Raw genomic sequence first — 25,873 nt, forward strand, 5'->3', positions numbered from 1 at the left:
AAGGTCTGGCGGGTGCAGCTTATTGGCGCGGCTGGTTTGCGCCAGTCATTTGCTTAAGGTGCGCATCGCGGTCTCCAGACCGGCGAGGGTGAGAGGATACATCCGATGGCCCAGTACTTCGCGGATCGCCGACACCGATTGCCGGTATTCCCACAGCCCTTCCGGCTCGGGATTCAGCCACGCGTGATGCGGGAAATGGTCGGCGAGGCGCCGCAGCCACACCGCACCGGCCTCGGGATTGTTGTATTCCACCGAGCCGCCTGGCTGCAGTACTTCGTAGGGGCTCATCGTGGCGTCGCCGACGAAGATCAGCTTGTAGTCCGGCGTGAACTTGTGCAGCACGTCCCAGGTGGGCATGCGCTCTGCATGACGGCGGCGGTTGTTTTTCCACAGGAAGTCGTACACGCAATTGTGGAAGTAATAGAACTCGAGGTGCTTGAACTCCGCCTTCGCCGCGGAGAAGAGTTCCTCGGTGCGCTTGATGTGGTCGTCCATCGATCCACCCACATCGAGCAGCATCAGCACTTTCACCTTGTTGTGCCGCTCCGGCACCATCTTCAGATCGAGCCAGCCGGCGTTCGCCGCGGTGCTGCGGATGGTGTCGGGCAGGTCGAGTTCTTCGGCCGCGCCTTCGCGCGCAAAGCGCCGCAGCCGCCGCAGCGCGACCTTGATGTTGCGCGTGCCGATTTCCACCTGATCGTCGTAGTCGCGATAGGCGCGCGCTTCCCACACCTTGGCGCCGGTGCGATTGCCCGCCGCGTCGCCACCAATGCGGATGCCCTCAGGGTTATACCCGCCGTTGCCGAACGGCGACGTGCCACCGGTGCCGATCCACTTGTTGCCGCCTTCGTGGCGCTCCTTCTGCTCCTCGAACAGTTCCTTGAGGCGCTCCATCAGCTTGTCGAGGCCGCCCATCGCTTCCATCTGCGCTTTTTCTTCCGGTGACAGATCGCGCTGCAGCTTCTTTTTCAGCCAGTCGAGCGGCACGTCGAGCGCCAGTTCGGATTTGGCCGCCACGCCGTTGAAATAGGCGCCAAAGGCCTGGTCGAACTTGTCGAAATACTGCTCGTCTTTTACGAGCGTCAGACGGGCGAGGTAGTAGAACTCGTCGAGCGACGGCGCGATCACGTTGCCCTTGAGCGCCTCAAGCAGCGTCAGGTATTCCTTGACGGAGACCGGCAGCCTGGCCGCGCGCAATGAGTAAAAGAAGTCGATCAGCATGCGGTTTCCTCCGCTTCAGCGCACCCGGATGCCGGTGCGCCTTCGCAAGGCGTGCGCGTGTGATTCAGGCGCACGCACTCCGTTCAACGGTTGTTGCGGTTCATGAAAATGAGCCGTTCGAACAGGCTCACATCCTGCTCGTTCTTCAGCAGCGCGCCATGCAGTGGCGGAATGATCTGCTTATGGTCCGACGAGCGCAGCGCTTCCGGCGGAATGTCTTCGGCGAGTAGCAGCTTCAGCCAGTCGAGCAGTTCTGAGGTAGACGGCTTCTTCTTCAGACCCGACACGTTGCGCAGTTCGAAAAAGCTCGCCATCGCCGCGCTCAGCAGGTCTTTCTTGATGTTGGGGAAGTGCACTTCGACGATCTGCTGCATCGTCACCGGATCCGGGAACTTGATGTAGTGGAAGAAGCAGCGGCGCAGGAATGCGTCCGGCAGTTCCTTCTCGTTGTTCGACGTAATGATGACGAGCGGGCGGTGCTTCGCGCGCACCAGTTCTTGCGTCTCGTAGACGTAGAACTCCATGCGGTCGAGCTCGCGCAGCAGGTCGTTGGGGAATTCGATGTCGGCCTTGTCGATCTCGTCGATCAGCAGCACGGTCTGCTGGTCCGCTTCGAACGCCTGCCACAACACGCCTTTGACGATGTAGTTGCGAATGTCCTTGACGCGCTCGTCGCCCAGTTGCGAATCGCGCAGGCGCGACACCGCATCGTATTCGTAGAGGCCTTGCTGCGCCTTGGTGGTGGACTTGATGTGCCACTGCATCAACGGCATGCCGAGTGCGGCCGCTACTTCCTCGGCAAGCATGGTTTTGCCCGTGCCGGGTTCGCCTTTGATGAGCAACGGACGTTGCAGCGTCATCGCGGCGTTGACCGCGAGCTTGAGGTCGTCGGTGGCGACGTATTGCGATGAGCCTTCGAAACGCATGACGAGACGCTCTTTCGGGGAAAAATTCCAGTATAAGTCAGAAGCCCTGTTGGCCTGATTCGGGCTGTCGTATGGTGTCACCCGCACCGGTTACCGGTGCGCGGCCCGGTGGGCGGGCCGCGTGCGGCGGTTTGTCTTGTGCGGGTTTGCCCTTAGTGCGCTTGCCTCGCGGGGCGCTTTGCCCCGCCGGCTGGCGCTTCCCCGCTCTGTGGACGCCCCGCGCAGCGGCGCGGTACAATTAGCCCGATTTTTTTGGCCTGCGTGGCAACCTTAGAAGAATAATGGTGCAGGCCGTTGCCTTTTCGGGCGCCCGTTTCCCCTCAAGCCAGGTTACATGCTATGAATAAATTCGTCGTCAAACACGTCGTGATCACAGCGCTGTCGGTGCTAGCGGGCTACGCGGCCACCGTGCAGGCAGCGGATATCGTCGGCAACGCCAAGGCGGGCCAAGGTAAGGTCTCGATGTGTATTGGCTGCCACGGCATTCCTGACTACCGCACGGCGTACCCAGAGGTCTATCGGGTGCCTATCCTCGGTGGCCAGAATCAGACGTACATCGAGAACGCGCTGCACGAGTACAAGAAAGGCGACCGCCGCTTCGAAACGATGCACGCCATCGCCACGTCGCTGTCGGATCAGGACATCGCCGACATTGCTGCGTACTACGCGGCGCAGACCTCCGCTTCGAAAAACAATCCCGACAAGTGATCGGCTGCGGTCATCCATCCAGTCACTCGGCTATTTACTTTCGCGGGATAGGAGAATTCATGAAGAAGCCTCAACTGGCACTCCATACGATGTTCAAGGCTGCCTGTGCAGCAACGGCATTGCTCGGTCTGGCCGCAGCCAACGTGGCGTATGCCGCCGACGCCGGCAACGGCAAGGTGCTGGCCGACGCGCACAACTGCGCGGCTTGCCACGGCGTGAACCTGAACAAGCCGGTCAGCCCGGAGTACCCGAAGCTTGCCGGTCAGCATGCCGACTACGTGTACTGGGCGCTGCGCCAGTATCAGATGGGCAACGGCAACCCGCACTTCGGCCGCAACAACCCGATCATGCAGGCGCAGGTGCAGAGTCTGTCGCAAAGCGACATGAAGGACATCGCGGCGTATGTCGAGTCGCTGAGTGGCGACCTGGTCGAGAAGAAGTAAGCACGTCGCGCCTCGCGGCGTGCTTTGCTGATGTGAAAACGGAAACACCCCGCCTTGGCGGGGTGTTTCGCTTTGGGGCGGTTGAACGAGGGGCTTGAATGACGTGTCTGGGGCCGGTCGACGTGCCAACGCGAGACGCGCGTTTGTCGACGCCCGACAGTCGACCCGCGTCAGTCGCGCGACGCGCGGCGCTCGATGCGCTGCAGGTAGGCGTCCGTGTCGGGCGGTGTGCCGGTGCGTTGCGCCTCCCACAGCGTCTCGCCGAGGCACTCCATAATGGCGTGCTGTGCATCGTGGGTTGAGCCCAGGCGGCCCACGAGCCGCTCATGTGCGGCGCGGATGCCAGGCGGCTGATCGATCGACAGTTGCTCGCTGATCGCCAGATGCATCGACAGATGCAGAAACGGGTTGCTCTGGCCGCGTTCAGGCGAGTAGTCCTGAGCGGATGCGGCTTCGCCATCCGTGAGTTCGGTGTGGTATTCGGGGTGCTCGACGATCCAGTCGGCGGCAATTGCCTCGAGCGGCGTCAGGATCGTGCCTTCGCGCTGCTTGCGCCAGGTCTCGGTGAAAAAGCTTCGGACTTCGTCGCGGCTGGGATTGAACATCGTGGACTGAAAACGGTGGTGAGGGGTGCGAGATACGACTATCTCACAGATCCGGCGGCGGAGTCTTCGGCCTGAATTCGCACAGCGGCTCGATCACGCAGTGCCAGCATTCAGGCCGACGCGCCTTGCAGACATAGCGCCCGTGCAGGATCAGCCAGTGATGCGCGTCCTGCCTGAATTCGGCTGGCGTGAACTTCTCCAGCGCCGCTTCTACTGCCCGCACATCCTTGCCCGGTGCCAGCCCGGTTCGATTCGCAACCCGAAAGATGTGCGTATCGACGGCGATCGTTGCATGGCCGAAGGCCGTGTTCAGCACCACATTGGCCGTCTTGCGACCCACCCCGGGCAGGCTTTCGAGCGCTTCGCGGTCGTCCGGTACCTCGCCGCCGTACTGGTCGAGCAGAATCCGGCAGGTCGCGACGACGTTCTTCGCTTTGGTCCGGTAGAGCCCGATGGTCTTGATGTAGTCGGCCACACCGTCCTCGCCCAGATCGAAGATCTTCTGCGGCGTGTTCGCAACCGGGAACATCTTGCGCATCGCCTTGTTGACCGACACATCGGTAGCTTGCGCCGACAGCATCACCGCAATCAGCAGTTCGAACGGTGTGGTGTACTCAAGTTCGGTTGTCGGATGCGGGTTGAGGCTCTGAAGCGTCTCGTAGATGGCGCGGCGTTTGTTCGCGTTCATACCGGGGCGGATAGGTCAGGGTTTAGGCGTACGGGCGATCGGGTCGGCTTTGGCCGCTTGCGTCGGTTCATTGGCTTCGTTACCGGATGCAACGTTATCTTCGATACCGAGGCGCCGGCGGCGCGCTTCGGCAGCGTCGATCTGCGCCTGCACCTCGGCACTCACGCGCTCCACGTTTTGCGGACCGGCGCCTTTTGCGGCGAGCTCTTCCTTTTTCTTGCGCGCGCGTTCGAGCGCGGCCTGGATGATCGCGCGTTTTTTGGCTTCGGGGTCGTCGGCGGCAGCCGGCGCGGAGGCATCGGTCAACGCAGCAGTGCCGTCAGCGGACGCCTGAGCGGCAGCGCTGACCGAGGTACCACCCGCGGCACGGCGGGCCGCTGCGCGTGCTTCGGCGGCATCGCGTTCGCGCGCGAGGCGCGCTTCGCGGCGGTCGTGACGTTCGCGAGCGGCGTTGGCCTCGCCCGATGTCCAGGCATCCCATCCGGTCGCCTCACCGGTGACGGGCAGCATGGCGATGCAGTCGACCGGGCAGGGCGCGACGCACAGGTCGCAGCCCGTGCACAGCGCCTCGATGACCGTATGCATTTGCTTCGGTGCACCAAGAATCGCGTCCACCGGACACGCCTGCATGCATAGCGTGCAACCGATGCACAGGCTCTCGTCGATGACGGCAACCGGCCGCGGCCGTTCGATGCCGTTAGTGGGATTGAGGGGGATGACCGGCTTGCCGAGCAGGGCGGCCAGCCGCGCGACACCTTCGTGGCCGCCTGGCGGGCACTGGTTGTAGTTCGCTGTGCCAACGGCTACAGCTTCGGCGTACGGCCGGCATGCTGCGTAGCCGCACTTCGTACATTGTGTCTGGGGAAGCAGATCTTCGATGCGATCTGCGAGTGTTATGGAATCGGTCACAGTGAAGACGGTAAGACTGGCCGGCGGGCCGCCACAGGCGCTTGCCGACAGTCGGGAGCCGCGCGAATTGGCTGACTCAATCAAGCTTAGGGAAATTGCTTCATTATCGCCGATTTCCCCGATTGCCATTACCAAACCATGTGCCATAATCAAAGCGCTTTTCCGAAAGACCGCAGAAGGGTGTCCCCCAACCAGCCCGTTTAGTGCTGTCGGTGCAAGGCCCGAGGAGAGGCCGGCGGCACGATCCGGATAACGCGGCTCACGATAATGCCACCATGAATCAGCCCAAAATCAAAAGAGATCCTGAAGGCACCCGGCGCCGTATCCTGCTCGCGGCCGCCGAGGAGTTTGCGAATGGTGGGTTGTTCGGCGCACGCGTCGACCAGATCGCCCGCCGAGCTGAAACGAATGAACGCATGCTCTATTACTACTTCGGTAGCAAGGAGCAGCTATTTACGGCTGTGCTCGAACATGCCTTCGGCGCGTTAAACGAGGCGGAACGCACGCTGGAATTGAACGGCATTGCGCCGGTCGAGGCCATTACGCGGCTTGCGCATTTCGTGTGGGACTACTACCGGGATCATCCGGAGCTGCTGCGTCTTGTGAATAATGAGAATCTGCATGAAGCGCGCTATATGCAGAAGTCCACGCGCATCCGGGAAATGATCTCGCCGATTGTTGCAACACTCGGTGGCATTCTCGAGCGTGGTCAGCGAGCAGGCCTGTTTCGAACCAATGTCGACCCGTTGCGCTTCTACGTCACCCTTTCGGGCATGGGCTACTACATCGTGTCGAACCGCTACACGCTGGAAGCGACGCTCGCCCGTGATTTCAGCGCACCCGCGGAGCGCAGCGAAGTCGTGCAGATGAACACCGAGCTGCTGCTCGCGTATCTGCTTAGGCGCTAAACGCCAGAGTTCGCTTCCAAACGACAACGGCCCCCGCAGGGGCCGTTGCTTCACATTTGATGCGCACACAACTTTCGACGTGGCGGCCCGGTTTCAGCAAGGCCGCCATGCTGCGTTGTGTTCAGGCTTCGACTTTTTCCTTCGCGGTCTTCGGCGCCTTGTTGTGCGCGAGGATGAAGTCGCGCAGCTGCGGATAAATGATGGTGCGCCAGCGGCGGCCCGAGAAAATGCCGTAGTGGCCGCACTTTTCCGCCGTGAAATGCTGCTTGTGCGCCGGCGGGATGCCGCTGCACAGATCCTGCGCGGCGCGCGTCTGGCCGTCGCCGGAGATGTCGTCGAGCTCGCCTTCGATCGTGAAGAGGGCAGTCTTCTTGATGTCCTGCGGCCTCACGCGCTCGCCGGCCACATCCCAGGTACCTTCGGCGAGGCGGAATTCCTGGAAGACCACGCGGATCGTGTCGAGGTAGTACTCGGCGTCCATATCGAGCACGGCGTTGTACTCGTCGTAGAAGCGGCGGTGTGCTTCGGCGTCTTCTTCGTCGCCGCGCATCAGGCTCTGGTAGTAATCCCAGTGCGAGGCCGCGTGGCGCTCCGGATTCATGGCTACAAAACCCGTGTGCTGCAGGAAGCCCGGGTAAACCTTGCGTCCTACGCCCGGATAATTCGGCGGCACCGTGTAGATCACGTTGTTGTCGAACCATTCGAACGAGTGCTGCGTGGCAAGCGAATTCACCGAGGTCGGGCTCTTACGCGCGTCGATCGGGCCGCCCATCATCGTCATGGTGCGCGGCGTGTCTTCGCCGCGGCTCGCCATCAGCGAGATGGCAGCCAGCACCGGTACGGTCGGCTGACACACGGAGATGACGTGCAGATCTTTCGCGCCGATGTGGCGGATGAATTCCTGAATGTAAGCAACGTAATCGTCGAGCTGGAATCTGCCCTCTTCGAGCGGCACCATGCGCGCATCGATCCAGTCGGTGATGTACACCTTATGGTCTTGCAGCAGGGTGCGCACCGTATCGCGCAGCAGCGTGGCGTGGTGGCCGGACAACGGCGCGCATACCAGGACCACCGGCTCGTCTTTCAGTTGACTGACAGCGGCGCTGTCGTCAGCGAAACGCTTGAAGCGCAGCAGACGGCAGAACGGCTTTTCAATGATGGTCTGCTCGATGATTGGGATGTTATGACCATCCTTAACAATCTGATGCAGGTTGAATTCGGGTTTTTCGTAGTCTTTGCCGAGCCGGTAGAGCAGTTCGTAACCAGCGGAAAGACGGGTGGCGCCCGGGACATAGGCGAGAGGGCTGGCCGGATTCGCGAAGGATTTCGACGCGGCCTGGGCCCAGGCGGTCAGCGGGCTGAGCAGAGCCCGCTGGAATTCATGCAGTTGATAGAGCATGGGTGCTCCGGCGTTGGGGCGATTCGCATGGGGCTTCGCAAACACGCGTTTCGCGTTGCAGCGGGCCGTTGTGGTTGTAGGCGCTTGATTATCGGCCAAGAGTCTCGCTTGATGATATCGGACAAAGTATTTTTGTGCAACGCAGCAATGCGACGCCTCCTGGTAGCTAAAACGTCATTAACTCATGGTACGGGCGATGTTGCTGCGCCGCTATCAGGGGTTGCCGCAGGGTCAAGTTTGTCGATCTCGCTGCCGTTATGCGCCGCCGCAATTTGAGACGGCGCATTTGGCGACGGCGCATTCTGCGACTCCCCATCATGCGACGGCTGTCCGGTCGCCTTCGCCATCTCCTGTTCGTGTTTCATGAGGTTCAGGCCAGTGTGCACCAGGGCCACGTGTGAAAACGCCTGCGGGAAGTTGCCAACGAGGCGCTTCTCGGCCGGGTCGTATTCCTCGGCCAGCAGGCCGACATCATTAGCCAGCCCGAGCAGCCGCTCGTACATCTCTTCAGCTTCGGCCACGCGGCCCTGCATGGCGAGGTTATCCACCATCCAGAAGCTGCAGGCGAGGAAAGTGCCTTCGCCGGGCGGCAAGCCGTCGTCGAATTCCGTGGTGCGGTAGCGCATCACAAAGCCGTCGCGCATCAGATACTTTTCCGTCGCGGCGACCGTGCCCGCCACACGCGGGTCCGACGGCGGCAGGAAACCGACCTGCGCGATCAGCAGGACGCTCGCGTCGAGCTCGTCGCCTCCGTAGACCTGGGTGAACGCGTTGAGCGTCGGGTTCCAGCTTTTCTCGCAGACCTGGGCGTGGATCTGGTCGCGAATCGCGCGCCAGTGGTCAACCGGACCGTCCAGATCGAACATTTCCGCGGACTTGATGGCGCGGTCGAACGCTACCCACGCCATCACCTTTGAAAAGGTGAAATGTTGGCGGCCACCGCGCGTTTCCCAAATGCCTTCGTCGGGCTCTTGCCAGATGGTTTCCAGATGTTCGAGCATCTCGCACTGCACGTTCCATGCGGTGTCGTCGGCCTGCAGGCCGCCCACCCGCGCCAGATGCAGGGCGTTCATGACTTCGCCGTAGACGTCGAGTTGCAACTGGCCGGCCGCGTTATTGCCGACGCGCACCGGCTTCGCGCCCTGGTAGCCAGGCAGCCAGTCGATTTCGAATTCCGGCAGGCGCCGCTCGCCGGCAATCCCGTACATGATCTGCAACTGCTCGGGCGCTCCCGCCATCACGCGGGCGAGCCAGCTGCGCCATGCGCGCGCTTCGTCGAAGTAGCCGCCGCGCATCATGGCCAGCAGCGTGATGGTGGCATCGCGCAGCCAGCAATAGCGGTAATCCCAGTTGCGCGTGCCCCCCAGGTGTTCTGGTAGCGACGTGGTAGGAGCGGCCACGATGCCGCCAGTCGGTTCGTAGGCGAGCGCCTTCAGCGTGATCAGCGAGCGGCGGATCGGCTCGGCGTACTTGCCTTCGATCGTGTTGCGCGCCGACCACTCGCGCCAGTGGTTCTCGGTTCGCGCGAGCGCGGTGTGCGGATCGTGGGCGGGAGGCAAACGCAGATGCGACGGCGAATACGCGAGTGAGAACGGCACCCGTTCGCCCGGCGACACGGTGAACTCGGCGACGGTGTGCATATTCTCGCCGTGCAGTTCGACGGGCGTGCGCAGCACGGCGGTGTCCGGCCCGACGATTGCCTTGATGCCACTGTCGTGCTTCAGACGGCTGACCCACGGAATCGAAAAGCCGTAATCGAAGCGCAGCACCAGTTCCATCTTCATGCGCACCTTGCCACGGCGGCCCACCACGATCCGGACCAGTTCCGACGAACCGTTGCCGGGTGGCATGAAGTCGATCACCGTGACCGCGCCGTCGGCGGTTTCGATATCGGTTTCGAGGATCAGCGTCTCGCCGCGATAGCGACGGGTGATCTTCGCAGGCGTCTCCGGTTTGCCGGATCTGGACGAGCTGGAGGATTTGCCGGAGCCTTCAGAACCTTCGGCCCCTTTGGTCCCTTTGGCCTCCTCGGACTCCTCGGCTCCGTCAGTCTCTGGAGAGGCCGGTGCGATCAGCCAGCGGCCGTTCTTTTCGGTACCAAGGAGTGCGGCAAAGCAGGCGCCCGAGTCGAAACGTGGCCAGCAGAGCCAGTCGACGGAGCCGTCACGGGAGATCAGGGCGGCGGTGTGACCGTCGCCGACGAGAGCATAGTCTTCGATAAGAGCGGGCATAGATGACTGGGTAAGCGGTTTGAGCGGCGTAAGCAAGGCGTAAAGCGTGCGCCTCGCGCGCGCCGGGACGATGTTATTACCGGACCTGCGTCATGCACTTTGGTTCAGCAAGCCCTGCGGACAATCCGTCTTGGCATTCTGGGATAACGATGCTTACAATTGGATTTTCGGTAAATGAGCAAGGATCTTGCCGCAGGTCCGGGTACGTCGGTCCATTGCATACGCAAACGCTGTTTTCGAGGACGAAAGCCATGCTGAACCCGTCGAAATCCGATTGCATCACCATTCTCTCGGCCGCCAGCGAACTCGCTGACGATTCCATGCTTGCCCTCGATGCCAGCCGTCTGGGCCTCTCACGCAACGGGATGCAGGCTGCCGTTTGCTTCCTGATCGAGCGCGCCTGCTTCAGGCACTACCAGAAGGGTGAGGGCCATTATGCCGTTGGTGGCCTGTCGCTGCAGGGAAGGCTGCGCCTCGAGCAACTTGCCCACGGTTGAAGCTGGGGATACACCCCGTTGATTGCCACGGTAAGCCCCACAGGTAACCCGAGGCAGGGGGTAGCTTTGCCCGGTCACCCGCAGATCAGATCGCTTACGCAGACACAGCGCCGGAATCAAAACCCGGATGCATCAGAAGTGTGACGCCCCTACGCCGAAGATCCCGATAATGCCGATGATGATCAGATAGAGCGCGACGATGTAGTTCAGGAGGCGCGGCATCACAAGAATCAGAATGCCGGCAATTAGCGAAACAAGCGGGCCGAGACTAAAGGTCACGTTCATGGAGACTCCGGGTGGTTGAGAGAGCTGTAAGAGGGAATTCTCATCGGGCGGCAGGATGCGCCACCCGCCATCACCGGAGCGAGCCTGCGGGCTGCGCGATCCGGCTCGACGCTTTGCTTCTATCTTCTATACTTGCCCCCACAATAAAAACACCTGGAACGAGGCGTTCCCGAACCGGGCGTTTCTAAACCGGGTGTTCCAGACCGCGTGGCAGACCAGTGACACGATCAAAACCTGATAACCCGATGTCCAGGAGGTCGACATGCATCGTAGTGCCCAAGCCGCTGCAAGCGTCACGCATCAGCCGTCGTTTCAGTCCGCCAGGAAGGCCGCATTCGCGCCATCGTCGCGGTCTGCCCATTCGATAATAAAAGGTTTCGTGCTTATGGTTTCGATTGTTGCTTCACAGGCGTTCGCGCAGGATGCCGGACCCGCACCGGCCGACGGTGTCTACGACATGATCGTCGGCACCTACACGGGCGGCAAGAGCGAAGGCATTTACGTCTACCGGTTCGATACGAAGACCGGCGACGCGACTCCGGTGTCGGTTGCGAAGACGGTCAATCCATCGTATCTGGTCGTGAGCAGCGACCGCCGTCATGTGTATTCGGTCAACGAACTGCCGGGCGACAACGGTCCGGCCTCGCAACGCGGCGGCATCAGCGCGTTCGGTTTCGATCCGGCGAGCGGGCAACTGACGTTTCTCAACAAGGTGTCGGCAGAGGGCAACGACCCGTGCTATCTGAAGATCTCGCCGGACGGCAAGTATCTGCTGACGGCGAACTACTCGGTGGCGGCCGACCCCGGCGGCAGCTTTGCGGTGTTCCCGCTGCAGGGCGATGGCCAGGTGGGGCAGGCGGTGTTGACCGTGCACCATGAGGGCGGCGGTCCGGTGAAAGGGCGCCAGGACAACTCGCATGTGCATTCCACGGTGTTCTCGCCCGATGGCCAGTATCTGTTCGCCCAGGACCTCGGCGCGGACAAGCTGTATTCGTACCGCTATACGCCCGACGGCAGCCGCGGTCTCTTCGGACCCACCGAGTGGCGTTATACGGATGTGAAGGCCGGCAGCGGTCCACGTCATCTGGTGTTTGGGCCGGACGGCAAATACGCGTATCTGACGAGCGAACTGGCAGCGACCGTCACCACGTTCCGCTACGACAACGGCAGGCTGACGCAGTTGCAGGTGTCGCCGCTCACCGAGCACGGCTTCAAGGGGCAGGTGGGGGCGGCGGCGATCCATCTATCGCCGGATGGACGTTTTCTCTATGCGACGAACCGTGGCGACGCGAACGAGATCGTGATCTTCTCGGTAGATCCAGCCAACGGGCATCTGAAACTGATCGGACGCCAGTCGAGTCTCGGTAAATCGCCGCGCGAGTTTGCCATTGATCCGACCGGCAACTGGTTGATCGTCGGTAACCAGAACAGCGATACCGCGTATGTGTTCAGGCGCGATCAGCAGACTGGTTTGCTCGAGGCGAATCCCAAGCGCATCGACATCGGCTCGCCGGTTGACTTCAAGCTGGTGTCGCCGTCGTAAGTCTGCTTACTCGGCGGGCCCTGGCGCGAGTACTTCGCGGCTGCCGTTGATGCCCATCGACGACACGAGGCCCGCTGCCTCCATCTGTTCCACCAGCCGCGCTGCGCGGTTATAGCCGATGCGCAACTGGCGTTGCACCGACGAGATCGATGCGCGCCGCGTGCGCACCACAAAGGCGACCGCTTCGTCGTAGAGGGGGTCGGCTTCGGCATCGGGCACATCGCCGAACAGGTCCTGGGTGGCGCCGTCGGAGGTGGGGCCGTCGAGAATCCCTTCCTCGTATTGCGGCTCGCCGAACTGCTTCAGGTACTCGACGATCCGGTGCACTTCCTCATCGGCGACGAATGCGCCGTGTACGCGTTGCGGATAGCCGGTGCCAGGCGGCAGGAACAGCATGTCGCCCTGACCGAGCAGCGACTCGGCGCCCATCTGGTCGAGAATCGTCCGTGAGTCGATCTTCGACGACACCTGGAAGGCGACCCGGGTCGGGATATTGGCTTTGATCAAGCCGGTGATCACATCGACCGAGGGACGCTGCGTCGCGAGGATCAGATGGATGCCGGCTGCGCGCGCCTTCTGCGCGAGACGGGCGATCAGTTCTTCGATCTTCTTGCCGGCCACCATCATCAGGTCAGCCAGCTCGTCGATCACAACCACGATCAATGGCAGCGCTGCGAGCGGTTCGGGCGCTTCGGGCGTCAGCGAGAACGGGTTGCCGAGCTTTTTGCCGTTGGCTTCGGCATCGCGGATTTTCTGATTGAAGCCCGCGAGGTTGCGCACGCCGACGGCCGACATCAGCCGGTAGCGCTTCTCCATTTCACCGACGCACCAGTTGAGCGCGTTGGCGGCGAGTTTCATGTCCGTGACGACCGGTGCGAGCAGATGCGGAATGCCCTCGTAGACCGACAGCTCGAGCATCTTCGGGTCGATCATGATGAGCCGCACGTCTTCGGGCGTGGCCTTGTAGAGCAACGAGACGATCATCGCGTTGATCGCCACCGACTTGCCCGAACCGGTCGTGCCGGCCACCAGCATATGCGGTGCTTTCGCCAGATCGGCGACCACGGGATGTCCGGTGATGTCTTTGCCCATGGCGAGCGTGAGCATCGAATGCGAGTGCTGGTAGACGTTGGCTTCGAGGATTTCGGACAGCCGGATGGTCTGGCGCTTCGCGTTTGGCAGCTCGAGACCCATGCAGGTTTTGCCGGGGATCGTTTCGACTACGCGGATCGAGGTGAGGCCGAGGCCGCGCGACAGGTCCTTCATCAGTCCGACGATCTGGCTGCCGCGCACACCGAGCGCGGGTTCGACTTCGAAGCGGGTGATCACCGGGCCGGCCGAAGCGCCGACCACGGTTACCGGCACCTTGAATTCCTGCAGGCGCTGTTCGATCAGCAAGCCGGTTTCTGCGAGCTTTTCTTCGGAGACGGGTTCGACGTCCGTGTCGGCGCGGGCGAGCAGATCGAGGGTCGGCAGTTCGACGCGGGATGCGGCCGGGGCGTGGAACTCGAATACGGTTGGCGCGTGGCCGCTTACCGGTGGCCGAGGTGCTACGGGTTCGTTGGCCGGTTCGCTGCGTGGGAGGGTGAACGGGGCAGCGGCCGTGGCCGCGGCTGCCGCAACGGCGGGGGCGATTGGGTTGTCGGGTTGGTCGTCGTCTTCGCCTTCATCTTCGTTGAGATGTGAGGCGATGCGTGGGGCGGCGTGGTGATCGAAGGGCGTGTCTTCGAAGTCGTCGGCGGTCGTGTCGAATGGTGCCTGGCTACCATGCGATGCGGCGCTCGCGCTGCTCCCGACGCTCGCTGCGGCAAAGCCGGGGAAGCGGACGACGTTCGATGCAACAGGAGCAGGCGCCGGTTCGGCCACGACGTGTTCAGACGCACTCGACGTATCGGAGCGAGGGTCGGCGTCGGTGTCAACTTCCGTTTCCCATGGCGCTAGCGATTTGTCGACGATGAGGTCGGCGGCCGGCGCGAGTGCCGCACTTGCCGCGCTCGCGTGGTCGATGTTTGCTGGCGGCGTCTTTGCGATGCTTTGCTGGTCGGGCAGAGCGGCTTCGATCAATGCCGAGGTCGACGCGCGCGGTTGCACTTCGAGCGGAGCGGACATCGGCGCAGCCTTCGGCACTTCCACGGGTGCGACAGGCTCTGGGGAAGTGGCGGCCGGTGCGCCAACATCAGCTCGACTGTCAGCAGCTTCCCTATCGGGTCGCGCAGAGGATGTGCCGATGGGGATTGCCCCCGACGCTGGCGTCGGACTAACCGCAGGTTCGTCGACGGGCATGTCAGCATCGGTGCTGATCCTGACGTTTTCCGGGCTGCGTCGGGCGAGACTCACGCCTGCGATCGTCGTCCAGCGTGCCGCATTCTCTTCGATGCTGCGTAGGGTCTCCTGCACGCTGGCGGGCGGCGTGACGTGCTCCGCCGCTGCCGCGGGCCGGGAAAAACCGGGTGTGCTCGGCAAGCGTGCACCCGAAGCGGCCGCATGTTGCGGGGTGGGTGCCGCACCGGCCATGGGCCGCGGGGTTGGGATGGAAACGGTCGGCGTCGCGTTGCGCGGCACCGCCGGCGGCATGCTGGTGGGCACGGGCGTCGTGAAGGGCTGTATTGACGGCGAGCGGTTCGGGGTCGGCCTTGACCCGGTTGCTGCATCAGGCATAGCCCGGCTGGAGTCGAATGCCCGTGGGACGCCCGTTGCAGCACCAGCACCAGCACCAGCACCAGCACCAGCACCAGCACCAGCACCAGCACCAGCCGCCGGTGTCGCCGGCAGCCCACTCCGAACCGGTGCCGTACCGCGCACCGCATTGCCTGGCTCGCGCAGCCATCCGGCTGGCGCGACAGGTTCGGCCGCCGCGCTCCGGACGCCAGCTTGCCGACCCGGCGTGCCTACGCGCATCGCGCCAGCGCTATCAGCCGGCGCTGCCTGTCCACGCCGTCCCGTGCTTCTCGCTTGCCAGGCCGCGCTACCAGACGCTGCGTTTCCGCGCGCATCCGCGGCCACCGCATCCTTCGCGCCCACGGCACCCACGCCACCCGCTGCCGCACCGGACCCCGCTGCCGCACCGCGTGCCGCAGAAGGCCGCCATACCGTCGGCCGCGCGTAGCGCCCCTTGGTCTTCGGGGCCATCGGATTGGCCGGTGTCGACGCATAAGCAGGCAACGTATCGTCGGCGCTACTACGCCGGCGCGCGTCCTCGTCGCGTTTGGCGAGTCCGCGGTTCAAGCCGAGGCCAAGACCAAATGCACCGTCCGCCCAGCGCGCGACGCGGCTCCAACGAAAACCGATCAACCACGGCAGGCTCACGACCAGCACCCCGAGCATCACGAGCGGCGTGCCGATATGCCCGAGCAGGTGGCCGAAACCCGCCGCCAGCGCATGCCCGAAGCCGTCCGTGCCCGCCGAAGCGGGCAGCAACGCTTCCAGCGTTGAGCTCGCCACGAGCACGCCGATAAAGCCGAGCCAAAGCCGGATCGTGCCGGGCCCGCGCAGCCCGGCACCGCCTGGCAGCACAGACTTTGCGAGACGCAACAGAAGAGAGATAAACCAGACGGCCGACACGCCGAACCAGCCGAAAACTACCGTGTGCATGCTAGACATCAACGAATGAGGGATCCGCGAAGACGCAACCCACCGAGTTTAACCGGGGAAGCGTAACGCTTCGAAGACAGCCTCATTTGCCGTCGTGCCGCGCGAACGTCAACTTGTCGCCGTCTTCGAGGATCAGTTGCATTTCCTGCGGCGCGCGCATCTGCACGCCGGTACGGGCGACGTGCGCCAGCGCGTCGAGGTAATCGCCTTCAATCTGGCCGCCGGGCGTCGAACACGCCATCCGCGTTCCGGCGAGCGGCCCGAAGCTCAGCTTGCCGTCCTTCAGTCCGTAGGTACCCATATAACGGTTGCAACCGGAGAAACCGCTGGCGCGCCGCTGGCCGGTGGCCGTCGAGAGCATGAGGGTGATCGGCGCCCCGCTGTCGGCACCCGGGACGGCGCGCATCGTGCCGTCGGCCTGCTTCCAGCTGCTGAGATCCCATGAGGTGTCGTCGAGCAACTGCGTTGCCGCCGGGTTGAACGGGTCGGGCGGCGGCGCCTTGGAATCCGGATGCGTGGGCATCGAGCAGGCGGCCAGCAGGGTGGCAACGCCCAGCGCGGTGAAAAGCGGTGCGGGCAGCGCGGCAACGAGACGCGCAACACGTCGCGCTGAAGACGTTTTGATCATGGCGTCGGTCCTCTTCAAACTGGCAAAGGCGTAAGGGTAACGCACTCAGGATGCCGCGCGCGAGCGCTCGTCGCTGCGCGCCCGGTGCAGAGGTTGCGCATGTTAACATTGCTGATCTACCCATTCCATCTCATCCGACATTTTTCTGGAGACCCCATGCAGATCGGCCAACGGATCGGCACCCCGCTTTCTAACTCGGCGACGCGCGTGATGCTGCTCGGCGCGGGCGAGCTGGGCAAGGAAGTGATCATTGCATTACAGCGCCTTGGCGTTGAAGTGATCGCGGTCGATCGTTATCCGAACGCACCGGGTCATCAGGTCGCGCATCGCGCCCATGTGATCGATATGACCGACCGCGCCGCACTGCGCGCGCTGGTCGAACAGGAGCGGCCGCATCTGATCGTGCCGGAAATCGAAGCCATCGCCACCGACGCGCTCGCCGCCATCGAGTCCGACGGTCTCGCCGAAGTGATTCCCACCGCGCGCGCCACGCAACTGACGATGAACCGTGAAGGCATCCGGCGTCTGGCGGCCGAAGAACTCGGCTTGCCGACTTCGCCGTACGCGTTTGCGGACTCGCTCGAGGAACTCAAGGCGGGCATCGCGAAGGTCGGTTATCCGTGCGTCGTGAAACCGGTGATGTCGTCGTCGGGCAAAGGCCAGTCTGTGCTCAGGAGCGACGCCGACGTCGAACCGGCATGGCAATACGCGATGGCCGGCGGCCGCGTCAATCATGGGCGGGTGATCGTCGAAGGCTTTATCGACTTCGAGTACGAAATCACCCAGTTGACGGTGCGCGCGATCGATCCGGCAACGGGCAAAACGAGCACGTATTTCTGCGATCCGATCGGCCACGTGCAGGTTGCGGGCGACTACGTCGAATCCTGGCAACCGCAGCCGATGAGCCCGGTCGCGCTCGAGCGTTCGCGTGAGATCGCCCACAAAGTCACGGAGGCGCTCGGCGGCCGCGGCCTGTTCGGCGTGGAACTTTTCGTGCGCGGCGATGACGTATGGTTTTCGGAAGTGAGTCCGCGTCCGCATGACACGGGACTCGTGACGCTGTGCTCGCAACGTCTGTCGGAATTCGAGCTGCATGCGCGGGCGATCCTCGGATTGCCGGTCGACACATCCCTGCGTGCGCCGGGGGCGTCAGCCGTGATCTACGGCGGCCTGGATGAAGCCGGTATCGCGTTCGAAGGTGTAGCTGCGGCGCTGGCCGTGCCCGATGCGGATCTGCGGCTGTTCGGCAAGCCCGAGAGCTTCGTCAAGCGGCGTATGGGCGTGGCGCTCGCCACCGGCGCGAATACCGACGAAGCCCGGGCACGTGCGAAGCAGGCTGCTGCCGCGGTGCATCCGGTGTCGGCGAAATAAGCTGGAACGCGCGCTCGTCTGTCACAGTGAGCGCGGTAACTCGCACGCCACGCATCCCGCAGGCGCGCACGTAGTTGCAGTATTGAAGGCAGGAGCAGTACCCATGAAGTCAGACACCCGCAAGATTGAGCGGCTTCGCCGGGTGGGCCGCCTCGGAGCGCTGGGCGTGCTGGCAGCGCTGTGCGCGGGCCTGGCGGGTTGCGGTCTTGCCGCCGCGCCGTGCCGCGTCGCTTCTGCCGGATTGAAAATCGTGCCGGTGGTCGGCCACGTCGCGGCGGCGCCGACCGACGCGTGCGCCGATGTCATCGATCCCTGAACGGCAACCCTTCCAGACGGCTGACAGCCAGGCGAGGAATCCAATGAGGAAACGGCTCGTTGCGGTAACGGGTTTGCTGGCTGGGCTGCTGGAGATGGCGGGGGCGATCGCTCCGGTTTCGGCGGCGCCGTTGAGTCTCGCCCAGATCCAGCCGAAAAACCCGCAGACCCACAAGTACACCTGCGCTACCGGCAAAATCCTGCAGGTCACCTACTGGAACGCAGTGAATGGGCAGAGCTTCGCGCTCGTGCCCGTCAAAGGCCAGTCGATGCTGTTTGTCAACACGCTCTCGGGCTCCGGGGCGAAATACCAGGCTGGCAGCTATACCTGGTGGACCAAAGGTCCGCGCGCCGATCTGTACGACGCGACGGCGGGCGAGAATGCGCCGCCGATTCTGTCGGACTGCGTGACGATCGTGCGCTAGAGCCTGACCGCTTGATAGTCGGCCACCCTGGCCGCGAGGCCGCATCACCCCAAGCCATTGCCGATCTGCGCGCAGATTTTTCTCTCAGGTAGTAAGCTGTTCGGCGCGCCCACCGGTTTCCGCGTGGCCGCGCCTGTCATCGTCTTCGATCACCCGTTCCCGGATCCCACTGCGTGGGCGTGCCGTCCGCGCTCGTTCGTCAAGCGAGACTCTCAATGAAAGCATCGGATCTGTTCGTCAAGTCGCTGGAAGCCGAAGGCGTCGAATATATCTTCGGCATCCCAGGCGAAGAAAACCTCGATCTCCTCGAGTCGCTGCGCCGCTCCAAAATCAAGCTGATCCTTACACGTCACGAGCAGGCGGCCGGTTTCATGGCTGCGACCTACGGGCGTCTGACAGGGCGCACTGGGGTGTGTCTGTCGACGCTCGGGCCGGGCGCCACCAACTTCGTCACCGCGGCGGCTTATGCGCAGCTAGGCGCCATGCCGATGCTGATGGTCACGGGCCAGAAGCCGATCAAGACCAGCAAGCAGGGGCATTTCCAGATTGTCGACGTGGTACGGATGATGGAGCCGCTCACCAAGTATACACGGCAGATCGTCTCGATCGGCAATATCCCGGCGCTGGTGCGCGAAGCGTTCCGTCAGGCCGAGGAAGAACGCCCCGGCGCGACGCATCTGGAGTTGCCTGAGGACGTCGCCGACGAAGAGGGCGATGGCAAGCCCATTCCCAAGAGCTTCAGCCGCCGTCCGGTCGCGGAAGAGAAGGCGGTTGCGCGGGCGGTCGAGGCGATCACGAGCGCCAGGCATCCGCTTCTGATGATCGGCGCGGGCGGCAATCGCAAGACCACCACCAAGATGCTGCGCGAGTTCGTCGACCAGACGGGTATCCCGTTCTTCACGACGCAGATGGGTAAGGGCGTGATCGACGAATCGCATCCCATGTGGCTCGGCAACGCCACGCTTTCGGACGGCGATTTCGTGCACCGCGCCATCGACCATGCGGACTGCATCATCAACGTGGGCCACGATGTGATCGAGAAGCCGCCGTTCTTCATGCGCGGCACCGATTCGCACGAAAAGACCGTGATTCACGTGAACTTCCTCGGCGCTGAGGTCGATCCGGTGTATTTTCCGCAGATCGAAGTGGTGGGCGATATTGCCAATGCGGTGTGGCAGTTGAAAGAGAGTCTGAAGGAAGGTCAGGAGCATTGGGATTTTTCGCGCTTCAAGGAGATCAAGCAGCACTTCGAGGAGCATCTGGCCAAAGGTCAGAACGACAGCCGTTTCCCGATGTACCCGGTGCGGATCGTCCACGATGTCTACGAGACGACGCCGGTCGACGGCATCGTCTGTCTGGACAACGGCATGTACAAGATCTGGTTCGCACGTTATTACCGCGCGCACGAGCCGAATTCGCTGCTGCTAGACAACGCGCTCGCCTCGATGGGCGCAGGGCTGCCGTCGGCGATTGCAACCAAGATCGTGCACCCGGATCGCAAGGTGATGGCCGTGTGCGGCGACGGCGGCTTCATGATGAACTCGCAGGAGCTCGAGACGGCGGTGCGTCTGAAGCTCGATCTGGTGGTGCTGATCCTGCGCGACGACGCGTTCGGGATGATCCGCTGGAAGCAGGAGAACATGAATTTTCCCGACTACGGGATGACGCTGCGGAACCCCGATTTCGTGGCCTATGCCGAGAGCTACGGTGCCAAGGGGCACCGCATTTCGTCGGCGGACGAGTTTGCGCCTTTGTTGCGCGAATGCTTCGTGACGCCGGGCGTGCATGTGATCGACCTGCCAATCGACTACTCCGACAACGAGCGGGTGCTGAACCGTGAGATCAAGCGGCTGAGTGCGCAACTCTGAGCGCGAGCGGGGCATGCGGTTTGCTGCGTTGACCGCGTTTGCTACATGCCCCGCTTGAACAGGAGTGGAACTGGTCGCATCAAGGAGAACGTGTCATGTTGAAAAAGACTTACCCGTACTACCTGGCCAATGTTGCGGTTGCAGCCAATACCGATCTCGAAGTCACGGACAAATTCAGCGGCGAGGTCGCCACCCGCGTTGCCATGGCTGACGCCGCGGCGATCGACAAGGCCATCGGTCTCGCCGTGGAGGCGCTGCCGGCGCTGCGCGAGTTTCCGCCGTTCAAGCGTCAGGCCGTGCTCGAACACTGCGTGAGCCGTTTCCGCGAGCGCTACGACGAACTGGCAATGGCGCTGTGCATCGAAGCCGGCAAGCCGATCAACGATTCGCGCGGCGAAGTCACGCGGCTGATCGATACGTTCAAGGTTGCCGCGGAAGAAGCGGTGCGTATCGACGGCGAGATCATCAATCTGGAGATTTCGCCGCGCGCGAAGGGCTATCACGGCTATGTGAAGCGCGTGCCGATCGGGCCGTGCTCGTTTATTTCGCCGTTCAATTTTCCGCTCAACCTGACCGCGCACAAGGTGGCGCCAGCGCTCGCCGCGGGCGTGCCGTTCGTGCTGAAACCGGCCAGCCGCACGCCGGTGGGCGCGCTGATCATGGGCGAGATCCTCGCGGAAACGGATTTGCCCAAGGGCGCGTTTTCGATCCTGCCGGCGCATCGCGATGGCGCGGATCTGTTCACCACCGACGAGCGCTTCAAGCTGCTGTCCTTCACCGGTTCGCCGGCTGTGGGCTGGGAACTGAAGCGGAAAGCCGGCAAAAAGAAGGTGATTCTGGAGCTGGGCGGCAACGCAGCGGCGATCGTCGACGGCGATCAGGGCGGCAAGCTCGATTACGTGGTCGACCGGCTCGCGTTCGGTGCGTTCTATCAGTCGGGACAAAGCTGTATCGGCGTGCAGCGGATTCTGGTGCACACGAGCATCTACGATGCGCTGCGCGAGAAGCTGATCGCGAAAACGCGCTCGCTGATCATGGGCGATCCGAAGAACGAGAAGACGTTCGTCGGGCCGATGATTTCCGAATCGGAGTCGAAGCGCCTCGCCGGCTGGATGGAGAGCGCGGTGCTGGACGGCGCCAAGATCGTGGCCGGCGGCAAGGTGGAAGGCGCGATGTTCGAGGCGACGCTACTCGAGGATGTGAAGCGCGATTCGGACCTCTATCGCAAGGAGGCGTTCGGTCCGGTGGCGATTCTGGAGCGCTTCGACGATTTCGATGCGGCGCTCACGACCGTCAACGACAGCGACTTCGGTCTGCAGGCCGGGATATTCACCGATTCGCTCGCCCATGCGCACCAGGCGTGGGACCGGCTGGACGTGGGCGGCGTGGTCATCAACGATGTGCCGTCGTTCCGGGTGGACAACATGCCCTATGGCGGTGTCAAGGATTCCGGGCTCGGGCGTGAGGGCGTCCGTTACGCGATCGAGGATATGACCGAGCTGCGGTTGATGGTGATGCGCGAGACGTGGTGATCTGGGAGTGAGAGTGGCCGAAGGGCGGCGGGGCGACCGCTCCGGCTTACGTTTGTCATACGTTTGCAGTGCTTCGGCCACAGCCCGCTCCCGCTTGATGCGCTGTCACAGGACTGTCGCCTGCATGCCCTAGTCTGTGCGGGCTTGTAGCCGTTCCCGGCGCTCTTGCGCCCCGTTTTCCGGGGTGTGAGCAGAAAGCGGGCGCATGCGCCATGAGTGTTTTTGCTGAAGTGCTACAATACCGGCCTTTCCGGCGGGTGTTTCCGTCGGCCGGAGCCGGCTGCATCCTTCCCTGACTAGATCGGGTCCCGTGCGGCACGCCGTGGCTCCGCTTCATCCTGATGCCCTACGCGGCGGCCCCGGCCGCTGCCGCGCCCCCCGCGCAGGCGCATTTTTAGCGAAAGCCACCATGTCCGACATAGCCGTCACCCCCGCTACCGCGAACTTCGATCAGTTTGGCCTCGCGCCCGACATCCTGAAAGCCATTGTGGAGCAGGGCTACACGACGCCTACACCGATCCAGGAGCAGGCGATCCCCGTCGTCCTGTCGGGTCGCGATGTGATGGGCGCCGCGCAAACCGGCACCGGCAAGACCGCGAGTTTTTCGCTGCCGATCATCCAGCGTCTGCTGCCGCATGCGAGCACCAGCGCTTCGCCGGCTCGCCACCCGGTGCGTGCCCTGATTCTGACGCCGACTCGCGAACTCGCCGACCAGGTTGCCGCCAACGTGCATGCGTACGCTAAACATACGGCGCTGCGTAGCGCTGTGGTGTTCGGTGGCGTCGATATGAATCCGCAGTCGGATCAGCTGCGACGCGGCGTCGAGATTCTGATCGCGACGCCCGGGCGTCTGCTCGATCATGTGCAGCAGAAGACGGCCAACCTGGGTCAGGTGCAGATGCTGGTGCTGGACGAAGCCGACCGGATGCTCGATATGGGCTTCTTGCCGGATCTGCAGCGCATTCTGAATCTGCTGCCGAAGGAACGTCAGACGCTGCTGTTTTCCGCGACGTTCTCAGGTGAAATCAAGAAGCTGGCGGCGACGTATCTGCGCAATCCGCAGACTATCGAAGTGGCGCGCAGCAATTCGACCGCGACGAATGTTACCCAGACGGTTTATGAAGTGGCCGAAGGGGATAAGACCGGCGCTGTAGTGCAACTGATTCGCGAGCGCGGTTTGAAGCAGGTGATCGTGTTTTGCAACAGCAAGATTGGGGCTAGCCGCCTGGCGCGCAATCTCGAGCGCGACGGGGTAGTGGCTACGGCGATTCACGGCGATCGTACGCAGAACGAGCGGATGCAGGCTCTCGATGCGTTCAAGCGCGGTGAGATCGAAGCGCTGGTTGCTACTGATGTCGCGGCGCGCGGGCTTGATATTGTCGAGCTTCCGGCAGTGATTAACTTCGATCTGCCGTTCAATGCCGAAGATTATGTGCATCGGATTGGGCGCACTGGACGTGCTGGGGCGTCGGGAGATGCGCTTTCCTTGTGCAGCCCGAATGAACGCAAGCAGCTTGCTGATATCGAGAAGCTGATCAAGCGGCCGCTCGATGTGCAGCGGCTTACTGTTGAGGTGCCTGTTCGGCATCATCATGAAGAGCGCGCGCCGCGGCGTGAGAGGGATGAGCGCGGTGGTGGGCGTCGTCGTGCTGGGGCTGCGGGTTCCGGTGCGGGGGCTTCGTCGTTTGAGCGGCCGCATCATCATCGGCAACAGCCTGTTGACGACTTCTTTTCCAAGCCGTATGAGCCTTCGCCTTCCGCTAGTCGGAAGATTGATGAGGCGGATGACGTTGCTGCCGCGCAGAAGCCGGTTTCGAAGCAGCCGTTGGCTGCGTTGTTGGGTGGGTTTGGGATGCCGAGGCGGACTACTTCTTCTTAAGGAGTCTCGCCCAGGCCGTTGTCGCGGCGTCATAGAACGCTTCCAGCGATTCGTGGCGCTCGTTGCCCATATCCAGCCCTAAATGCGCCGCTGCCGCGCGCAGCGCGTCCAACGGACGGCTTGTGTCCAACGCCGTCGCCCCATTTTGCTTGCTTAATTTCTCGCCTTCGCGATTCGTTACCACAGGGACGTGCAGGTAGGACGGTGTCGGCACACCCAGGCAACGTTGCAGGTAGATCTGACGTGCCGTCGAGTCTAACAAGTCTGCGCCTCGCACGATGTGCGTAATGCCCGCGTCCGCGTCATCCACTACCACCGCCAGTTGATATGCCCACTGGTCATCCGCGCGTCGCAACACGAAGTCGCCTACCTCAGTCGCCAGATTCTGCGTCTGACAATCCTGCCAGCGGTCGTCGAATATGATCGTCGCGGAGCCTCTTTCAGTACGTCTTGCGGGGTTCCCCGCCGCGTCCTCTCCCGCATGCGTCTCATCATCCCCATCCGGCACGCGCAACCGCCACGCACGCGCGGGTTTGCCGTGCAGGCCGTTGCGGCATGTGCCAGGGTAGGCAAGTGTGGTGTTGCGGGCGTGGGCGTTCAGCAGCGAATCGCTGATCTCTTTGCGTGTGCAGCCGCATGGATACACAAGGCCGGCGGCCCGCAGTTGGTCCAGCGCCTGCTGGTAGCGTTCCGTGCGCTCGCTTTGCCAGATGGGCGGTTCGTCCGCATGCAGGCCGAACTGGTCGAGAGTCTTCAGGATGTCCTCGGCTGCGCCGGGTACCGTGCGCGGTCCGTCGATGTCCTCGATTCTCACCAGCCATACGCCATTGTGCGCGCGTGCATCCAGCCAGCTCGCAAGAGCGCTTACGAGCGAGCCAAAATGCAGTGGTCCAGTGGGGGAGGGGGCAAAACGGCCGCGGTAACTCATGTTCGGGTTCTCGGTCCGGTGCCGTTTTCGTGCCTGTCAGGCTGCGCGCACAGCGTTCCGATCCGGATGGCATTCGGGACACGTCTTGCCCGGGACGTACAGCGGCGATTGTTGAGCCTCTGGACTCACCACTGCGCGGCAGCCAAAGCATTGCGCCGTCGCTGTCGGCTTCAGCTCGGGATCGAGAGCGGTGCGGTAGTCGAACACGAAACACTCGCCGTGGTAATGCGCACCGCCCACTTCCTCGAAATACTTGAGGATGCCGCCCTCGAGTTGGTACACGTTTTCGATGCCCACTTCCTTCATGTGGATCGCCGCCTTCTCGCAACGAATCCCGCCGGTGCAGAAGGACACTACCGTCTTGCCTTCCAGGTCGGCGCGGTTCTGTTCGATCACCGCCGGAAACTCGCTGAATTTGTGGATGCGGTAGTCGAGCGCGTCATCGAATGTGCCGACATCCACTTCGAACGCGTTGCGAGTGTCCAGCATTACTACTGGCCGGCCTTCGTCGTCATGGCCACGGTCGAGCCAGGCCTTCAGCGTGGGTGCGTCCACGGACGGCGCGCGGCCCAGTTCCGGCCGGATTGCTGGTTTCTTCATGGTGATGATCTCGCGCTTCAGTTTCACCAGCATGCGGCGGAACGGCTGCTTCTCGGACAGGCTCTCCTTGAACTGCAGCTTCGCGAACTTGCCCTCGAATAGCGGATCGTGGCGGATGTAGTCGATAAACCCCTGCGCGGCTTCCGGTGTGCCTGCGACGAACAGGTTGATGCCCTCGGGTGCGAGCAGGATGGTGCCGCGCAGGCCCAGTGCGTTGCACCGCTCAGTGACGAGCGGGCGCCACTCGGCAGTCGCTTCGAGGGTCTCAAACTGGTAGGCGGCGAGATTGACGATGCTCATGATGGTCCAGCGGTAAAAAAGTGGCCCGGCGGCGCTGCAAACGCACGTGCGGCCGTGGAAGGCTGCGTGCGTG

The 25,873-nt window shown here is 62.9% G+C and carries 23 protein-coding genes; 11 read left to right on the forward strand and 12 right to left on the reverse strand.

The window, feature by feature from the left end:
* Positions 1–45: 45 nt before the first annotated feature.
* Complete coding sequence (locus tag P3T17_RS21180; protein WP_429408779.1) at positions 46–1,221, reverse strand: vWA domain-containing protein; 1,176 nt, start codon at positions 1,219–1,221, stop codon at positions 46–48.
* A gap of 83 nt (positions 1,222–1,304) precedes the next feature.
* Positions 1,305–2,147: an AAA family ATPase gene (locus tag P3T17_RS21185; protein ID WP_429408780.1), complete on the reverse strand. Its 843-nt coding sequence runs from the start codon at positions 2,145–2,147 to the stop codon at positions 1,305–1,307.
* 339 nt (positions 2,148–2,486) lie between these two features.
* On the opposite strand from P3T17_RS21185, the gene P3T17_RS21190 reads away from it, so the two are divergent.
* A complete protein-coding gene (locus P3T17_RS21190) occupies positions 2,487–2,855 on the forward strand; it encodes a c-type cytochrome (protein WP_074265398.1) in 369 nt (122 codons plus the stop codon).
* 59 nt (positions 2,856–2,914) lie between these two features.
* Positions 2,915–3,298 carry a c-type cytochrome gene (locus P3T17_RS21195; protein WP_074265397.1) on the forward strand — a complete coding sequence of 128 codons (384 nt, stop codon included), beginning with the start codon at positions 2,915–2,917 and terminating at the stop codon, positions 3,296–3,298.
* 170 nt (positions 3,299–3,468) lie between these two features.
* Here P3T17_RS21195 and P3T17_RS21200 read toward each other — a convergent pair whose 3' ends face one another.
* The 3 genes from P3T17_RS21200 to rsxB are packed head-to-tail and all read right to left on the reverse strand — an operon-like array spanning position 3,469 to position 5,500.
* Positions 3,469–3,903 (reverse strand): DUF1841 family protein, encoded by a 435-nt coding sequence (locus P3T17_RS21200; RefSeq protein WP_074265396.1) that lies wholly within the window; start codon positions 3,901–3,903, stop codon positions 3,469–3,471.
* Positions 3,904–3,946: 43 nt separating this feature from the next.
* Positions 3,947–4,591 (reverse strand): endonuclease III, encoded by a 645-nt coding sequence (gene nth, locus P3T17_RS21205; protein WP_074265395.1) that lies wholly within the window; start codon positions 4,589–4,591, stop codon positions 3,947–3,949.
* A 15-nt stretch (positions 4,592–4,606) separates the two neighbouring features.
* Positions 4,607–5,500: an electron transport complex subunit RsxB gene (rsxB, locus tag P3T17_RS21210; protein ID WP_429408781.1), complete on the reverse strand. Its 894-nt coding sequence runs from the start codon at positions 5,498–5,500 to the stop codon at positions 4,607–4,609.
* Between the two features lie 275 nt (positions 5,501–5,775).
* Between rsxB and P3T17_RS21215 the strand changes: the two genes are divergently transcribed.
* Complete coding sequence (locus P3T17_RS21215; RefSeq protein ID WP_074265394.1) at positions 5,776–6,408, forward strand: TetR/AcrR family transcriptional regulator; 633 nt, start codon at positions 5,776–5,778, stop codon at positions 6,406–6,408.
* 121 nt (positions 6,409–6,529) lie between these two features.
* Here P3T17_RS21215 and P3T17_RS21220 read toward each other — a convergent pair whose 3' ends face one another.
* Both P3T17_RS21220 and P3T17_RS21225 read right to left on the reverse strand, forming a co-directional pair.
* Complete coding sequence (locus P3T17_RS21220) at positions 6,530–7,807, reverse strand: polyhydroxyalkanoate depolymerase (RefSeq protein WP_074265393.1); 1,278 nt, start codon at positions 7,805–7,807, stop codon at positions 6,530–6,532.
* 182 nt (positions 7,808–7,989) lie between these two features.
* Complete coding sequence (locus P3T17_RS21225; RefSeq protein WP_429408782.1) at positions 7,990–10,038, reverse strand: glycoside hydrolase family 15 protein; 2,049 nt, start codon at positions 10,036–10,038, stop codon at positions 7,990–7,992.
* Positions 10,039–10,289: 251 nt separating this feature from the next.
* Between P3T17_RS21225 and P3T17_RS21230 the strand changes: the two genes are divergently transcribed.
* On the forward strand, positions 10,290–10,535 hold the full coding sequence (locus P3T17_RS21230) for a hypothetical protein (RefSeq protein ID WP_074266160.1): 246 nt from the start codon (positions 10,290–10,292) through the stop codon (positions 10,533–10,535).
* A 132-nt stretch (positions 10,536–10,667) separates the two neighbouring features.
* On the opposite strand, the gene P3T17_RS21235 is transcribed toward P3T17_RS21230, so the two are convergent.
* On the reverse strand, positions 10,668–10,820 hold the full coding sequence (locus P3T17_RS21235) for a DUF3096 domain-containing protein (RefSeq protein ID WP_074265391.1): 153 nt from the start codon (positions 10,818–10,820) through the stop codon (positions 10,668–10,670).
* Positions 10,821–11,082: 262 nt separating this feature from the next.
* On the opposite strand from P3T17_RS21235, the gene P3T17_RS21240 reads away from it, so the two are divergent.
* Entirely contained in the window at positions 11,083–12,363 is a 1,281-nt protein-coding gene (locus P3T17_RS21240; RefSeq protein ID WP_429286262.1) for a lactonase family protein, read from the forward strand.
* Between the two features lie 6 nt (positions 12,364–12,369).
* Here P3T17_RS21240 and P3T17_RS21245 read toward each other — a convergent pair whose 3' ends face one another.
* Both P3T17_RS21245 and P3T17_RS21250 read right to left on the reverse strand, forming a co-directional pair.
* Positions 12,370–15,954 carry a DNA translocase FtsK gene (locus P3T17_RS21245; RefSeq protein WP_429408783.1) on the reverse strand — a complete coding sequence of 1,195 codons (3,585 nt, stop codon included), beginning with the start codon at positions 15,952–15,954 and terminating at the stop codon, positions 12,370–12,372.
* Between the two features lie 82 nt (positions 15,955–16,036).
* Positions 16,037–16,582 carry an META domain-containing protein gene (locus P3T17_RS21250; protein ID WP_074265389.1) on the reverse strand — a complete coding sequence of 182 codons (546 nt, stop codon included), beginning with the start codon at positions 16,580–16,582 and terminating at the stop codon, positions 16,037–16,039.
* Between the two features lie 156 nt (positions 16,583–16,738).
* Between P3T17_RS21250 and purT the strand changes: the two genes are divergently transcribed.
* The 6 genes from purT (at position 16,739) to P3T17_RS21280 (ending at position 23,972) form a co-directional block, all read left to right on the forward strand.
* Entirely contained in the window at positions 16,739–17,953 is a 1,215-nt protein-coding gene (gene purT / locus P3T17_RS21255) for a formate-dependent phosphoribosylglycinamide formyltransferase (RefSeq protein ID WP_429408784.1), read from the forward strand.
* Between the two features lie 103 nt (positions 17,954–18,056).
* Positions 18,057–18,269: a DUF6726 family protein gene (locus tag P3T17_RS21260; RefSeq protein ID WP_429408785.1), complete on the forward strand. Its 213-nt coding sequence runs from the start codon at positions 18,057–18,059 to the stop codon at positions 18,267–18,269.
* Between the two features lie 43 nt (positions 18,270–18,312).
* Positions 18,313–18,693: an MliC family protein gene (locus tag P3T17_RS21265; RefSeq protein WP_429408786.1), complete on the forward strand. Its 381-nt coding sequence runs from the start codon at positions 18,313–18,315 to the stop codon at positions 18,691–18,693.
* A 215-nt stretch (positions 18,694–18,908) separates the two neighbouring features.
* Positions 18,909–20,561 carry an acetolactate synthase large subunit gene (locus tag P3T17_RS21270; RefSeq protein WP_074265385.1) on the forward strand — a complete coding sequence of 551 codons (1,653 nt, stop codon included), beginning with the start codon at positions 18,909–18,911 and terminating at the stop codon, positions 20,559–20,561.
* A gap of 95 nt (positions 20,562–20,656) precedes the next feature.
* Positions 20,657–22,093 carry an aldehyde dehydrogenase family protein gene (locus P3T17_RS21275; RefSeq protein ID WP_429408787.1) on the forward strand — a complete coding sequence of 479 codons (1,437 nt, stop codon included), beginning with the start codon at positions 20,657–20,659 and terminating at the stop codon, positions 22,091–22,093.
* Between the two features lie 409 nt (positions 22,094–22,502).
* A complete protein-coding gene (locus tag P3T17_RS21280; protein ID WP_429408788.1) occupies positions 22,503–23,972 on the forward strand; it encodes a DEAD/DEAH box helicase in 1,470 nt (489 codons plus the stop codon).
* Here the strand turns inward: P3T17_RS21280 and gluQRS are convergent.
* Together gluQRS and P3T17_RS21290 are read right to left on the reverse strand one after the other, a co-directional pair.
* On the reverse strand, positions 23,959–24,900 hold the full coding sequence (gene gluQRS, locus P3T17_RS21285; protein ID WP_429408789.1) for a tRNA glutamyl-Q(34) synthetase GluQRS: 942 nt from the start codon (positions 24,898–24,900) through the stop codon (positions 23,959–23,961). The two genes, P3T17_RS21280 and gluQRS, sit on opposite strands and share 14 nt — an antisense overlap.
* Before the next feature lie 36 nt (positions 24,901–24,936).
* Positions 24,937–25,800 carry a sulfurtransferase gene (locus P3T17_RS21290; RefSeq protein ID WP_074265381.1) on the reverse strand — a complete coding sequence of 288 codons (864 nt, stop codon included), beginning with the start codon at positions 25,798–25,800 and terminating at the stop codon, positions 24,937–24,939.
* Between the last annotated feature and the right edge of the window lie 73 nt (positions 25,801–25,873).

It is taken from the genome of Paraburkholderia sp. GAS82, from assembly GCF_050436285.1.
GTDB lineage: Bacteria > Pseudomonadota > Gammaproteobacteria > Burkholderiales > Burkholderiaceae > Paraburkholderia > Paraburkholderia phenazinium_B.

Bases quoted from the DNA above. Each gene is read 5' to 3' on its own strand.
- nth (WP_074265395.1), bottom strand. From the start codon at position 4,591: ATGAACGCGAACAAACGCCGCGCCATCTACGAGACGCTTCAGAGCCTC.
- P3T17_RS21275 (WP_429408787.1), top strand. From the start codon at position 20,657: ATGTTGAAAAAGACTTACCCGTACTACCTGGCCAATGTTGCGGTTGCA.
- P3T17_RS21190 (WP_074265398.1), top strand. From the start codon at position 2,487: ATGAATAAATTCGTCGTCAAACACGTCGTGATCACAGCGCTGTCGGTG.
- P3T17_RS21235 (WP_074265391.1), bottom strand. From the start codon at position 10,820: ATGAACGTGACCTTTAGTCTCGGCCCGCTTGTTTCGCTAATTGCCGGC.
- P3T17_RS21245 (WP_429408783.1), bottom strand. From the start codon at position 15,954: ATGCACACGGTAGTTTTCGGCTGGTTCGGCGTGTCGGCCGTCTGGTTT.
- P3T17_RS21265 (WP_429408786.1), top strand. From the start codon at position 18,313: ATGAGGAAACGGCTCGTTGCGGTAACGGGTTTGCTGGCTGGGCTGCTG.
- P3T17_RS21290 (WP_074265381.1), bottom strand. From the start codon at position 25,800: ATGAGCATCGTCAATCTCGCCGCCTACCAGTTTGAGACCCTCGAAGCG.
- P3T17_RS21240 (WP_429286262.1), top strand. From the start codon at position 11,083: ATGCATCGTAGTGCCCAAGCCGCTGCAAGCGTCACGCATCAGCCGTCG.
- purT (WP_429408784.1), top strand. From the start codon at position 16,739: ATGCAGATCGGCCAACGGATCGGCACCCCGCTTTCTAACTCGGCGACG.
- P3T17_RS21250 (WP_074265389.1), bottom strand. From the start codon at position 16,582: ATGATCAAAACGTCTTCAGCGCGACGTGTTGCGCGTCTCGTTGCCGCG.
- P3T17_RS21195 (WP_074265397.1), top strand. From the start codon at position 2,915: ATGAAGAAGCCTCAACTGGCACTCCATACGATGTTCAAGGCTGCCTGT.
- P3T17_RS21215 (WP_074265394.1), top strand. From the start codon at position 5,776: ATGAATCAGCCCAAAATCAAAAGAGATCCTGAAGGCACCCGGCGCCGT.
- P3T17_RS21280 (WP_429408788.1), top strand. From the start codon at position 22,503: ATGTCCGACATAGCCGTCACCCCCGCTACCGCGAACTTCGATCAGTTT.
- P3T17_RS21230 (WP_074266160.1), top strand. From the start codon at position 10,290: ATGCTGAACCCGTCGAAATCCGATTGCATCACCATTCTCTCGGCCGCC.
- P3T17_RS21260 (WP_429408785.1), top strand. From the start codon at position 18,057: ATGAAGTCAGACACCCGCAAGATTGAGCGGCTTCGCCGGGTGGGCCGC.
- gluQRS (WP_429408789.1), bottom strand. From the start codon at position 24,900: ATGAGTTACCGCGGCCGTTTTGCCCCCTCCCCCACTGGACCACTGCAT.
- P3T17_RS21220 (WP_074265393.1), bottom strand. From the start codon at position 7,807: ATGCTCTATCAACTGCATGAATTCCAGCGGGCTCTGCTCAGCCCGCTG.
- P3T17_RS21270 (WP_074265385.1), top strand. From the start codon at position 18,909: ATGAAAGCATCGGATCTGTTCGTCAAGTCGCTGGAAGCCGAAGGCGTC.
- P3T17_RS21185 (WP_429408780.1), bottom strand. From the start codon at position 2,147: ATGCGTTTCGAAGGCTCATCGCAATACGTCGCCACCGACGACCTCAAG.
- P3T17_RS21225 (WP_429408782.1), bottom strand. From the start codon at position 10,038: ATGCCCGCTCTTATCGAAGACTATGCTCTCGTCGGCGACGGTCACACC.
- P3T17_RS21180 (WP_429408779.1), bottom strand. From the start codon at position 1,221: ATGCTGATCGACTTCTTTTACTCATTGCGCGCGGCCAGGCTGCCGGTC.
- P3T17_RS21200 (WP_074265396.1), bottom strand. From the start codon at position 3,903: ATGTTCAATCCCAGCCGCGACGAAGTCCGAAGCTTTTTCACCGAGACC.